The organism is Bifidobacterium sp. LH_426 (assembly GCF_056356875.1).
In genome coordinates this window covers 17833-31176 of sequence record NZ_JBKEVB010000012.1, presented here as the reverse complement: position 1 = coordinate 31176, position 13344 = coordinate 17833, and the positions used below count along the sequence as shown (strand labels likewise).

At 66.3% G+C, this 13344-nt stretch carries 9 protein-coding genes; 5 read left to right on the top strand and 4 right to left on the bottom strand.

Annotation, left to right across the window (positions count from 1 at the left end):
- Nucleotides 1-9: 9 nt before the first annotated feature.
- The 5 genes from AC1AYD_RS09995 (at nt 10) to AC1AYD_RS09975 (ending at nt 7097) form a co-directional block, all read left to right on the top strand.
- Nucleotides 10-1320: a deoxyguanosinetriphosphate triphosphohydrolase gene (locus AC1AYD_RS09995; protein ID WP_476503350.1), complete on the top strand. Its 1311-nt coding sequence runs from the start codon at nt 10-12 to the stop codon at nt 1318-1320.
- Between the two features lie 110 nt (nt 1321-1430).
- Complete coding sequence (gene dnaG, locus AC1AYD_RS09990) at nt 1431-3536, top strand: DNA primase (RefSeq protein ID WP_476503351.1); 2106 nt, start codon at nt 1431-1433, stop codon at nt 3534-3536.
- 181 nt (nt 3537-3717) lie between these two features.
- Nucleotides 3718-4593: a pyridoxal 5'-phosphate synthase lyase subunit PdxS gene (gene pdxS / locus AC1AYD_RS09985; protein ID WP_034526836.1), complete on the top strand. Its 876-nt coding sequence runs from the start codon at nt 3718-3720 to the stop codon at nt 4591-4593.
- Between the two features lie 18 nt (nt 4594-4611).
- Nucleotides 4612-5256 (top strand): pyridoxal 5'-phosphate synthase glutaminase subunit PdxT, encoded by a 645-nt coding sequence (gene pdxT / locus AC1AYD_RS09980; protein ID WP_476545122.1) that lies wholly within the window; start codon nt 4612-4614, stop codon nt 5254-5256.
- A 233-nt stretch (nt 5257-5489) separates the two neighbouring features.
- Nucleotides 5490-7097: an aminotransferase-like domain-containing protein gene (locus tag AC1AYD_RS09975; protein ID WP_476503353.1), complete on the top strand. Its 1608-nt coding sequence runs from the start codon at nt 5490-5492 to the stop codon at nt 7095-7097.
- A 29-nt stretch (nt 7098-7126) separates the two neighbouring features.
- Here AC1AYD_RS09975 and phnX read toward each other — a convergent pair whose 3' ends face one another.
- The 4 genes from phnX to AC1AYD_RS09955 all read right to left on the bottom strand — a co-directional run bounded on the left by phnX (nt 7127) and on the right by AC1AYD_RS09955 (nt 13112).
- Nucleotides 7127-7909, bottom strand: coding sequence for a phosphonoacetaldehyde hydrolase (gene phnX / locus AC1AYD_RS09970; RefSeq protein WP_476545121.1), 783 nt, complete (start codon nt 7907-7909; stop codon nt 7127-7129).
- 88 nt (nt 7910-7997) lie between these two features.
- Nucleotides 7998-9206 (bottom strand): 2-aminoethylphosphonate--pyruvate transaminase, encoded by a 1209-nt coding sequence (locus AC1AYD_RS09965; protein WP_476503372.1) that lies wholly within the window; start codon nt 9204-9206, stop codon nt 7998-8000.
- 228 nt (nt 9207-9434) lie between these two features.
- On the bottom strand, nt 9435-12302 hold the full coding sequence (locus AC1AYD_RS09960) for an extracellular solute-binding protein (RefSeq protein ID WP_476503373.1): 2868 nt from the start codon (nt 12300-12302) through the stop codon (nt 9435-9437).
- 3 nt (nt 12303-12305) lie between these two features.
- Nucleotides 12306-13112: an ABC transporter ATP-binding protein gene (locus AC1AYD_RS09955; protein WP_476503374.1), complete on the bottom strand. Its 807-nt coding sequence runs from the start codon at nt 13110-13112 to the stop codon at nt 12306-12308.
- Nucleotides 13113-13344: the final 232 nt, after the last annotated feature.

The window sequence follows — 13344 nt, the reverse complement described above, 5'->3', positions numbered from 1 at the left end:
AGATGCGCCATGGAACCCAGCCACCACGATGACCTGCCGACGGGCCGCGCCGAACGCGTGCCGAAAGGCGAGGGCTACACCGCGTCCGACGAGGAGCGGTGGGCTCCCGAGCCGCCCAAATCGAAGTCGCGCACCGCGTTCGAACGCGACCGCGCGCGGCTCATCCACTCGTCAGCGCTACGTCGGCTCGGCGCGAAAAGCCAGATCCTCGTCGCCGGCACCGACGACTTCGCGCGCACGCGCCTCACCCACACGCTCGAAGTCGCCCAGATCGGGCGCCAGATCGGCAAACTCCTCGGCTGCGACCCCGACGTGGTCGACTGCGCCTGCCTCTCCCACGACCTCGGCCACCCGCCGTTCGGCCACAACGGCGAGGCGGCGCTCGCCCGCATCGCCCGGGGCATCGGCGGATTCGAAGGCAACGCGCAGACGCTGCGCCTCCTCACCCGGCTCGAACCCAAGGTATTCCACCCGGACGGCCGCTCCGCCGGCGTGAACCTCACCCGCGCCTCGCTCGACGCCGCCGTCAAATACCCGTGGACGCTCGCCGAGGCGGCGAAGCACCCCAAAGGCGAACGCAGCGCCAAATACTGCGTCTACCCGGACGACGAACCCGTGTTCCGCTGGCTCAAACAGGGACTCGCCGACCCGACCGCACGGCCCATGGAATGCCGGATCATGGACCTCGCCGACGACATCGCCTATTCGGTGCACGACGTGGAGGACGCCATCGCCACCGGCGCGTTCAACCCGATCGCGCTCTCCGACGCGCGCGTGATCGACGCCGTCGTGGAGCAGACGCGTGCATGGTACGGGCCGCAATGGGACCCGGACCGTCTCGTCGAGGCGTTCGCGCGCCTGAAACGGCTCGACATGTTCCCCGATCATTTCAACGGATCGCGATTGGCCCTGGCCCAGCTCAAGAACATCACCTCCGACCTGATCGGCCGGTTCGCGTGGAGCGTCGAGGAGGCGACGCGCGACACCTACGGCCCGGGGCCGCTCACCCGGTATTCGGCGCGGCCCATCATCCCCGAGGAGACCTCGTACGAGATCGTCGCGTTGAAGGGCATCGCCGTGCATTTCGTCATGGTGCCCGGGGAGAGGGAGCCGATGCACGAGGAGGAGCGGCGCATCGTCGAAGACCTCGTCGACGTGCTCATGGCCGATTCGCCCCGCCCCAGCGACATCCTCGAAAGCCAGTTCCTCGACGACTGGGAGACCGCCGCCAACGACGGTGAGCGCCTGCGCGTCGCCGTCGACCAGGTCGCCTCGCTCACCGACTCCTCGGCGCTCGCGCTCCACTCGATCCTGTTCTGAACGATGTCGCCGGCGACGCGCGGCGAACCGGACGGACGGCGGACACGCGCCGACGACGGAAACCGGCATACCCGCACCGGTGCCGCGGCGAGGCGGTAGGGTAGTGTGTCATGGCCGGAATGATCAAGAAGGAAGACATCGAGAAGGTGCGCGCCGCCGCGGACCTCTACGACATCGTATCCGCATCCGTGTCGCTCAAGCCCTCGGGCACCGGCACGTTCGTCGGCCTATGCCCGTTCCACGACGAGAAGACCGGCAGCTTCAACGTGCGTCCCGCCCTCGGCGTCTGGCACTGCTTCGGCTGCGGGCTCGGCGGCGACGTGTTCAAATTCGTCGAACAGCAGGAGAACATCGACTTCCGCGAGGCCGTCGAACTGCTGGCCGACAAATACCATATCGAACTGCACTACGAGAGCACGGGCGCCGGCAGGCCGGATGGGCATTCCGGCTCGAAGCGCGCGCGACTGCTGGAGGCCAACGAGGAGGCGCAGCGGTTCTTCACCAGCCAGATCATGAGCAAGGAGGCGCTCGCCGCCAGGAAGCTGCTCGGAGGCCGCACGTTCAGCCAGGCCGATTGCGAGCGGTTCGGCTGCGGGTACGCGCCCCAGGGGTGGGACAATCTCGTCCGTCATCTCGCGTCCAAGGGGTTCACGCAGCAGGAGATGCTTGACGCCGGTCTCGCGCGTCAGGGGCAGCGTGGCGTCTACGACTACTTCCGCGGCCGCGTCACCTGGCCGATCCGCGATTCGACAGGGCGCACGCTCGGTTTCGGCGCGCGCAAGCTGTACGACGACGACCAGATCGCCGCGAAGTACATCAACACGCCGGACACGCAGCTCTACCGCAAGAACCAGGTGCTGTACGGCATCGATTTGGCGAAGAAGGCAATCGTGAAGAAGCGCCAGGTCGTGATCGTCGAGGGGTACACGGACGTGATGGCCATGCATCTGGCGGGCATCGACACGGCCATCGCCACCTGCGGCACCGCGTTCGGCACGGAGCACGCGAAGATCGTGCGTCGCCTCATCGCCGACGATTCGCTCGGCGCCGTCCAGCTCACCGGACCGTTGAAGGTCGAAGGCGAGAAGCTGAGTTCGCGCGTCGTGTTCACGTTCGACGGCGACGCCGCCGGGCAGAAGGCGGCGCTGCATGCGTTCGGCCTCGACGCGGCGTTCCTCTCGCAGACGTTCGTCGCCGTGGCCGACGACAACCTCGACCCGTGCGATCTGCGCATCGAACGCGGCGACGAGGCGGTCCGCTCGCTCATCGAGCACGCCGTGCCCCTCTACGATTTCGTGATCGACGCGGCGATCGGCCGTTTCGACACCCAGTACGCGACCGGACAGGTCGGGGCGGCCAAGGCCGCGGCCCCGCTGATCGCGCAGATCCGCGACCGGTCGCAGCTCGACTGGTACACGCGTCGCGCCACGCGCCGCATCGGCATCGACCTCGACATCATGCGGGACGAAGTGAGGCAGGCGCGTCGACGGCTGCACGTGCGCGACGAGGACGCGTACGCGCCGCGCCGCCGGTTCAACGGCGGCGGCGCGTTCGACCGCGGTCCGCGCGGCCGTGACGACGATCCGTACGCCGATCCCGCGAAACGTCGTGAGCTCGAGCATCGCGACGCGACCGAGCAGACGTACTTCCGCATCGACGACGCCGTGTTCATCGCCGAACAGCAGTTCATGGCGCTGCTCATCCAGGTGCCGCGCGCCGTGAGCCCCAACGGGTTCGCGGAGCTGACGCTCGCGAATTTCATGACGCCCGTGTTCCGCACGCTGTTCCAGGCGGTCGCCGCTGCCGGCGGCCTCCCCTCCGCGGACACGCCTCAGGGGCTGTGGATGCACAATCTCACCAAGGCGGGCGGCCCGATGCTCGAATCGACGATCAACGAGCTGGCCGTCATGCCGCTGCCGCTGTCCGGTGGGGAGCGTGCGGCGGGCGACGCCTCCGGCGCGGGCGTCTCCGACCCGGCCGGTGCCATGCCGGACGCGCGTCTCAGGACGCCCACGAAGGCCGAGAGCCGCTACGCCTCCGAACTGCTCGCCAAACTGCTCGACATCGGCTACATGCGGCGCATCGGCGCGGCCCGGCGCAGGATGGCCATGATGCCGGACGGCGCGGAGAAGATCGCCCTGCTGGGCGAGATCACGCGGATGGAGACCCATCGCAAGGACATCCAGTCGCAGGTCTACGGCAACGACATCGGGTGAGCCTCGCGGGGCTTTCGCGATTGGACTGGTCGGGAATCCGCGGATTGGCCCCATCCAAATTGGACTGGTTTGGACTGGTCGCGCCGCCGGCGTCCGATAATGGTCGGCGACCGGTGCCGTGCCGTCCGCCAACGGACGCGCCCGGCTCCGCATTGCATCGTACGAACCAGAAGGGATCATCATGACGCAGAACCGTGCCGAACTCAACCGCAACCTCGCCCAGATGCTCAAGGGCGGCGTGATCATGGACGTGACCACGCCCGAACAGGCGAAGATCGCCCAGGACGCCGGCGCCTGCGCGGTCATGGCGCTCGAGCGCATCCCGGCCGACATCCGCGCGGCCGGCGGCGTCTCCCGCATGTCCGACCCGGCCATGATCAAGGGCATCCAGGAGGCCGTGTCCATCCCGGTCATGGCGAAGGTCCGCATCGGCCACATCGCCGAGGCGCGCATCCTGCAGGCCATCGACATCGACTACATCGACGAGTCCGAGGTGCTTTCCCCGGCCGACGACGTCTACCACATCGACAAGAACCAGTTCGACGTGCCGTTCGTGTGCGGCGCGAAGAACCTCGGCGAGGCGCTGCGCCGCATCGCCGAAGGCGCGGCCATGATCCGCACCAAGGGCGAGCCGGGCACCGGCGACGTGATCCAGGCCGTGCGCCACATGCGCACGATGAACAAGCAGATCCACGAGCTCGTCTCCCTGCGCGACGACGAGGTGTACGAGGCGGCCAAGCAGCTCGCCGTGCCCTACGACCTCGCCAAGTACGTGCACGACAACGGCCGTCTGCCCGTCGTCAACTTCGCCGCCGGCGGCGTCGCCACCCCGGCCGACGCGGCCCTGATGATGGAGCTCGGCGCCGAGGGCGTGTTCGTCGGCTCCGGCATCTTCAAGTCCGGCGACCCGGCCAAGCGCGCCGCCGCCATCGTCAAGGCGACCGCCAACTGGCAGGACGCCGATCTGCTCGCCAAGCTCTCCGAGAACCTCGGCGAGGCCATGGTCGGCATCAACGAGGACGAGATCCAGACCATCATGGCCGCCCGAGGCGAGTGAGACCCGGAGGCGATTGACATGGTCGTAGCGGTCGAATACATCTCCAAGGAGGAGTCCGACGGCGTCGAATCCGGGCATGACCGGCACGGCGTGACCGGCATCCTCGCCGTGCAGGGCGCGTTCGCGGAACACGCCGCCGTGCTCGACAGGCTCGGCGCGCCGTGGAAGCTGCTGCGCGCCGCCGAGGATTTCGACGACTCCATCGACCGGGTGATCCTGCCCGGCGGCGAATCCACCACGCAAGGCAAGCTCCTGCACTCCACCGGACTGTTCGAGCCGATCGCCGAGCACATCAAGGCCGGCAAGCCCGTGTTCGGCACCTGCGCCGGCATGATCCTGCTCGCGAAGAGGCTCGACAACGACGAGCACGTGTACTTCGGCGCGCTCGACGCCGTTGTGCGCCGCAACGCGTACGGCCGCCAGCTGGGCAGCTTCGCCGCCACCGCCGACTTCGGCGAGCCCGGGGACGCCGACTACATCGAGGATTTCCCGCTCGTGTTCATCCGCGGGCCGTACGTCGTCTCCGTCGGCGGGTCGGCGCGCGTCGAAACCGAGGTCGACGGGCATCCGGTGGCGCTACGGCAGGGCAACATCCTCGCCACCGCGTTCCATCCGGAGCTCACCGACGACACGCGCCTGCACGAGCTGTTCCTCGCCCTGTAACGCTCCCCCATACTCCCCATGGCTGCTTCCCATAGCGCGGAACCCGCCCCGCAACCGCTCCCATGGTGCGGTATGAAGATGATGTGAAACGGCTATTTTCCGCCGTTTTGCATCGCCGCACCATGGGAGTTTTACCGCACCATGGGATGATTGTCGGGATGGGTTGCGGGATGATCGTCGAGAGAGGCGTCCCGATGGCGGATGCGGATGCGGAGCGGGAAAGGAGGACGGGCATGCAGCTGGAACTCGACCGGCATACGAACGTGCCGATGTACCGGCAGCTGGCCGCGCAACTGCGCGAACGCATCGTCTCCGGCGAACTCGCCGAAGGCTACCGGCTTCCGCCCGAGCGTGAGCTCGCCGCCAGACTCGGCGTCAACCGCACCACCGTGCTGCAGGCCTACCAGCAGCTGAAGGACGAAGGCCTCATCGCCTCCAAAGTGGGCAAAGGCACGTTCGTGACGCCCGTCGCCGATGCCGCACCGGTCCGGCCCGCGAACCATGAAAGGGATTCGCGGGCCGGTCGGGAACGGGAGCCCTCGCCGGCCGGCGGCATCGTGCACACCATACGGGATCGACACCCGGACTCGGAGACGGAACCGTCCGTCGTGCCGCCTCCATGGTCGGTGCTGTTCAGCGACTATTCCAACCGGTTCACCTATCACGACATCGCATCGGCCGATCGGGCCCAACGCGGCGGCACCGTCATCGATTTCGCCACCGGTTCGCCGAACCCCGGCGACATCCCCGACGACCTGCTGCGCGCGGTGAGCGTCGAGGCGTTCTCCTCGCACGAGTTCGACGGCCGGCCCGAATCGCCCATCGAAGGGTTCGCGGAACTACGCGCACTGCTCGCCGACCACATGCGTTCGCGCGGCGTGCGGTGCGACGAACGCAACGTGATGGTGCTGTCGGGTTCGGAGCAGGGCATCGACCTGTGCGTGCGCGCGTTCCTCGATCCGGGCGATTGCGTGCTCGTCGAACAATCCACGCTGTTCTCCGCATTGCAGGCGTTCCGTTCGGTGGGGGCCCGCGTCGTCGGCGTGCCGATGGATGGGCTGGGCATGCGTACCGATCTGCTGGAAGGCTACTGCGCGAGGTTCCATCCCAAATTCATCTATACGATCCCCACGGCGCACAATCCCACTGGCGTCACGATGCCGACCGCGCGCCGGCGCGAGCTCATCGCCGCGGCCAGACGCCACCAGTGCCTCATCATCGAGGACGACGCCTACGGCGATCTATGGTACGGGCCCATGCGGCAGCAGACGGGGGAAGGCGGGCGCGACGAAGGCGATGCCATGGCGGTCCGGCCCACGCCGGTGGCGGGCATGGAGAACGCCGGATATGTGATCTACCTGTCCACGTTCTCGAAGACCGTCACATCCGGACTGCGCACCGGCTGGATCGTGGCCGACCCGCATGTGATCGGCAGGGTCGCGGCCCTGAGACGAATGGTCGACCAGCATACGAGCACGTCCTCGCAGCGCATCTGCATGGAACTGCTCAGGGAGGGGCGCATCGGCGCGCATGTGGACACGCTCACCAAGGCGTACCGCGATCGCCGCGACCGGACGATCGCCGCGCTGGAACGATATGCGCCCGACGGCATGCGATGGACCGTGCCGGAAGGCGGCTACTACGTGTGGGTGACGTTGCCGCGGGGAGCGCGCGCGTTGGCGCTGTTGGAGCGATGCCGGGCCGAAGGCGTCACCTTCATGCCGGGCGGCGTCTTCGACGTCGACGAGACGGACGACTCCCACATCCGTCTCAACGTCGTGCGCCCCGCAGCGCGTGATCTCGACAAGGGGATCCGCATCATCTGCGAGGCGCTCGAATGAATCCGGACGAATGAATCCGGACGATCGGCTCAGGCGATCTGGGCGAGCAGGGCGGGAAGCTCGGCCATCGAATCGATGACCGCGTCAGCGCCGGCGGCGACGAACGCGTCACGCGCCTTGGCGCGGGCCGCGCGCTTGCCGGCCTCGTCCAGCGCCTCGAACTCCGCCTGGCTCAGCGCCATCTGCGAGCTGCCCTCGGTCACGCCGATCGTGAACACGCCCGCGTTCTTGCCTTCGCGGATGTCGGAGAGCGTGTCGCCCACCTTCGCGGCGCGGCGCACGTCGGTCACGTGCAGCGCCTCCAGGTTGCGGAAGATCATGTACGGGTAGGGGCGGCCGTAGCCGTCCGTGCCGTCCGGGCTGATCCAGAAGTCCGGATCGTAGCCGTTCTCCTTGGCCTTCGGCACGACGATCTCCATCATCTTGTCCGTGTAGCCGGTGGTCGAGCCGATCTTGAGACCCGCCTCGCGCAGGGCGGCGACCGCCTCCGTCACGCCCGGCTTCGGGTCGGCGAAGCCGTCGAGGATCGACAGCAGCTTCGGCTCGAAGTGCGCGTACACGGCATCCGTGTCCGCGTCGGTCGGGGCGGCGCCGTGCCGCTCCTCCCAGGCGCGGGCGATGCGGTCCATGTGCAGCATCGTGTCGATGTGGTCGTGCTTGAGCATGCCCATCGGCTTGCGGGTCTCGGCCATCGTCGGCTCGACGCCGAACTCCTTGAACGCCTCCTGGAACGCCTTGACGGGGGCGAAGCAGCCATAGTCCACGGTCGTGCCGGCCCAGTCGAAGATCACGGCTTCGAAACGGTTGGTCATCATTGTCCTTTCAGTGACTCATAACGGTTGTATGCGGCCCCCTCCGTCGAGGGGGCTCCCGCGAAGCGGGTGGGGAGAGAGGCGGGGATCAGGCGGTGAGCTTCACGTTCGCCGGGGCGGCGGCCTTGATCGGCTCGCCGGCCTTGTCCATCGCGGCGATCGCCTCGGGCACGGAAGCCGAGCCGGTGGCCGCCTCGAGCAGGCCGCGCTCGCCCATGTACAGGGCCAGCAGCTCGGTCACCTTCTCGATGTCGTCCGTGTAGATCTCGCCGATGTTGCCCAGGCGGAACGTCTCCTCGTGGGTGAGCTTGCCCGGGTAGATCGCGTAGCCGCGCTCCTTGATGAACTCGTACATGTCGTGGAAGTCGAACTTCGTGCCGTCCGGGTAGAGGAACGTGGTGATGATCGGGCCCTGGTTCTTCGCGAGGAACGTGCGGAAGCCGAGCGCCTTCATGCGGGCGATGAGCAGGTCGTTGTTGAGCTGGTAGCGGGCGGAGCGGGCCGGGATGCCGCCTTCGGCGAACATCTCGTCGAGCGCCTTCGAGAAGGCGAGCACCACGTGGGTGGGGGAGGTGTAGCGCCACTTGCCGTTCGCCTTCTCCAGCGTGTTCCACTGGTCCCACAGGTCGAGGGACAGCGAACGCGCCTTGCCCTTGGAGGCTTCGAGCTTCGCCTTGTTGCAGATGATGAAGCTGAAGCCGGGCACGCCCTGGATGCACTTGTTGGCGGAGGAGACGAGGAAGTCGATGCCCCAGCCGGAGACCGGGATGTCGACGCCGCCGAAGGAGCTCATCGCGTCGACCATGAACGTGCAGCCGTGCGCCTTGGCGACGGTGGCCACGGCGGCGATGTCGTTGAGCAGGCCGGAGGTGGTCTCCGAGTGGATCATCGAGACGTGCGTGATGGACGGATCGTTCCTCAGGTACTCCTCGACCTTGTCGGCGTCCGGGATGCGGTCGTACGGCTCGGCGTACTGGACGTAGTCGATGCCCGCGTGCTCGCAGATCTTGACCTGGCGGTCGCCGTACGCGCCGTTCGTGCACAGCAGGACCTTCTCGTCCTTGCCGATCACGGAGGTGATCACGCTCTCCACGCCGAAAGTGCCGGAGCCCTGCATGAGCACGACGGTGTAGTCGCGCGGGTCGCAGTGGGCGAGCTCGAGCAGTTGGCGGCGGATCTTCTGGGTGATCTGCTGGTAGTCCTCGTCCCACGTGCAGTGGTCGAAGAGCATCTCCTCCTTGACCGTGCGGGTCGTGGTCAGCGGTCCGGGGGTGAGCAGCTTGTATTCGTTGGCCATGATGGTCGTTTCCTTTCCTTGGCTTGATGAGTGGGGTTATGTGAAGTGCTGTTGCTGTTGCGAAATGCTGTGAATATGGCTTCCGCCCGCAGAGTGTAATCACGAAGGAAGTTTTTGAAAATTTCTACGTAGATTTCGCCCTGCGGGCGGAGTGTCGTTTGTAGTAAGCGAGTTGCGTTCAGATTGCGTTCACTTGCGCGGTCTGGGCGCGACTCAGGGCGAGGCCCGTCACTCGCCGCCTTCCGCGGCTCGCTTGCACTCGGACGAGAAGTCCTGGTGCTTCTGGAGCAGGTCGACGGTCAGCGGTTCGGGGAAGGACTTCGAACGCTTGGAGGCGTTCGCCGGGGCCTTCTCACCCTTGTAGAGCGGGGTCGGGTAGGTCTCGAGCAGCTCCTTGCGGCCCTGGTCGATGATGACGCCGGCCATCTTCTGCGCCTTCGGGTTGGTGGCGCGGCCCTTGTCGAGCACCGCCACCGATTCGGTCAGCGAGTAGTTGCCTTCGGTCGGGTCCACGTAGTCGATGGGCAGGCCGTTCTTCTTGTCCGCGACCGCCTGGTGGCGCAGGCCGAAGCCGATCGCCACCTCTTTGGCGCGCACGGACTTGAGCGGGCCGGAGCCGGACTGTTCGAGATGCGGGCCGGCGTTGCGGTAGATGTCCGTCAGGATCTTCTTGCCCTTCGCGCCGGTGCCGTAGGCGTCGACGATTGCCTGGACCATCAGCCAGCCGGTGGAGGAACCCTCCATGTCCGGCACGGAGATCAGGCCCTTGTACTCGGGCTTGGCCAGGTCGGCATAGCTCTTCGGCTTCGGCACGCCCGCGGCCTTGAGGGCCTCGGTGTTGATGATGATCGCGCCCTCCTGCGCGGTGGTGGGGGAGCGGTAGGCCGGGGCCTTCGAGTTCTCCGTGTCGCCGAGCAGCTGTGAGTGCACGTCCGTCAGGTTCGCGAACATGTGGTTGCGGTCCTGGGCGGAGTCCACGTAGTAGGAGCTCATCGTCAGCATGTCCGCCTCGAGGGCCTTGCCCTCGGCCAGCATCTTGCCGCCGAGCTCGGAGGTGCCGAACTCCTGGATGATGTACTGGTCCTTGTAGCCGTTGCGGTCGAGCGCATGTTCGAAGGCGGTGACGGCCTCCTCGTCGGCGTTCGTGTAGATGACGACCTTGCCGCCGGCCGCCGCCGCGGACGTGGAGACCGCGCCGAAGCCGACGAGCAGCGCCACGCACACCGCGGAGGCGATGCCGGTGAGCAGGCTGCGGTTCCTGCGGTTGCCGCTGTCCGGCAGCTGGAAGGTGGCGGCCGCCGCCGCGAGCTGGCGGCTCGGGCGTACGGTGCTGAACGAGGCGGCCACCTGCGGGGTCCTCACGGTGGCCTTGGCCTTGCGGGCCTCCTTGGCGCGCTCGGCGGCACGGTCGCGGGTGAACAGGGCGATCAGACCCTTGACCACGAGGTTGACGACGAGGATGAGCAGCGAGAGCACGAACACGTCGTCGAACTTGGCGATGTGCTGCAGGGCGGAGATCTTCGTCGTGATGACCTGCGTGCGGGCGCCGGTCAGGAAGACGACTGCCGAGATGGTGACCATCGCGTTGACGAAGTAGTAGCCGAAGATCTGCAGCAGGGTCGGCCACGCGTTCGGCGTGACGACGCGCACCAGCGTCTTGATCCAGTTGTCGCCCATGAGCTTGGCGGTGGTCTCCCAGCCGGCGTTCATCTTGGTCAGCGAGTCCTTGATCATCTGGTACGGGGTGGCGAAGTAGTGCACGATGTTCGCGATGATGAGGATCCAGAACGTGTTCTGCAGCGGCGAGCCGGAGAACATGAACAGGAAGGCGATGCCGAGCACCATGCCCGGGACCGTGTTGATGATCGCGGAGATCGCGTCCACCGAGCGGCGGACCCACGCGGGCAGCTTCGAACGGGAGGTGACCAGGCCCGCGGCGTAGACGAACACGCATCCGAAGATGGCGGTCATCACGGCGACGTACAGCGAGTTGGTGAACACCTGCGTCAGCTGCGAGTCGGTGAACAGGTTCGCGATGTGCGCGAACGTGAAGCCGAGATGGTCCGGCCACTCCTGGACGAACGGGATGAGCAGGATCACGAGGAACACGGAGAGCACGCACACGAGCGTGACGACCGAGGCGATGCCGCAGATCCAGTCGCGCTTCTTCCCCTTGGGCAGGTCGATCTGGCTGATCTGCTTGTAGCGGATCGCGAAGCGTTCGAGCACGGTCATCAGGACGATCGAGATGATCGACGGGATGAGCATGAACACGGCGATCACGGCGCCGCGGTTGAAGTTCGGGATCGAGCCGAGCATCTGGTTGAACAGCGTCATGGCCAGCACGTCGTAGGTGCCGCCCACCGAGGTCGGGATGCCGTAGTCGGTGAACGCGAGGAAGAACGACTGGATGAACGCGACGGCCAGCGTGCCGACCAGCGGGCGCAGCACGGTGTTGAGGAAGGTCGTCAGCGGGTTGTCGCCCATGATGTGCGAGACGATGATGAACTTCTTGTCGACGAACTGGAAGCTGTTGTTGATGAGCAGGAAGCAGGTCGGCAGCGTGTAGATGACGTAGCCGATGAGCAGGCCGTTGAACCCGTAGATGTCGAACAGCGGGTGGCCGATGATCTGCGTGATCAGGCCGTTCTTGCCGAACGAGTAGATGATCGCGAAGCCGTAGGTGATGGTCGGCAGCAGCATCGGCAGCTGCGCGAGCAGGGCGACGGCCTTCTTGAATCCGCGCGGCACGTTCGTGCAGTTGATCGTGTAGCTCAGCAGGAACGCGAGCAGCACGGCGACGAGCGCGGAGACGGCGGCGACGGTCAGCGAGTTGGTGATCGACCGGATGAATTCGGGGCGGGACAGGATCGTCGCGTAGTTGTCGAGCGTGGCCTCGCCGCCCGCGGTGGTGAAGGAGCGGATGATCACGAGGATCATCGGCACGACGAGGAATCCGATGAAGCACACGGCGACGATCGCGAGCAGCGTCCACAGTTCGGTCTGCTTCGGCTTGGAGGGCCGCGCCTCGTAGTTGTGGATCTCGGGGCGGATGTTGGGCAGCTGTTTGCCCGCCTGGATGGACTCTACCGACATGGCTCAGGCCTCCTGGCCCGCGGAGGCGAGCTCGGCGTTGGCGTGCGCGGCCGTCTCGGCCTCGTCACCCTCGTTGAACAGGGTGTAGATGTTGTTGCGCTTCACCTCGAGCTGGTGGAGGATGAACTTGCGCACGAAGTCGGACGCCGGATGCTCGATGATGTTCTCCGGGGTGTCGTACTGCGCCACCTTGCCGTGGTTGATGATGAGCACCTTGTCGCTCATCGTGCACGCCTCCTCCGGATCGTGGGTGACCATGATCGTGGTGAGGTCGTACTGCTCGACGATCTGCTTGATCTTCGCCTTGATGGACTCCTTGATCACGCCGTCCAGGGCGGACAGCGGCTCGTCGAGGAGCAGCAGCTTCGGCTTCATGACGAGGGTGCGGGCGAGCGCCACGCGCTGCTTCTGGCCGCCGGAGAGTTCGTCGATGTGCTTGTTGAGGTGCTCCTCGAGGCCGAGCAGGCTGATCAGCTCCTTGATCTCGTCCGGCGAGGAGATGCCCGGGTTGTTCCTCAGGCCGTAGGTGATGTTCTCGTAGGCGGTGAGGTTCGGGAACAGCGCGTAGTCCTGGAACACGATGTTGAAGCCGCGCTTCTCCATCGGCACGTGGGTGAGGTCCTCGCCGTTGTAGATCAGCTGGCCGCTGGTCGGCTCCGTGATGCCCAGGATGATGTTGAGCAGCGTGGTCTTGCCGCCGCCGGACGGGCCGAGGATCGACATGATCTTGCCGTTGTCCAGTTCGAGGCTGATGCCGTTCAGCACATGGGTGTCGCCGAACGACTTGGTGATGTCCTTGAGTTCGAGCATATTTCGTCAACTGCCTTTTTCTGTCCGGGCCGGCTTTCCGCGGCCCGTTCGCGGGGGCGCCGCGGTCGCGGTGCCGTGATCGGTATTCAGTTATCGCGGTTTGGACCTCATACCGTGGCAGCCGAACCGCGCTGCATCTCCTATCGTGCCGCCGCTTCGGGCCGCGCGGACGGCGTGCAGGGGAAAGTTGACTGAAACCATGGTGAACAGCAAGTGAAACTACGCGGGCGGT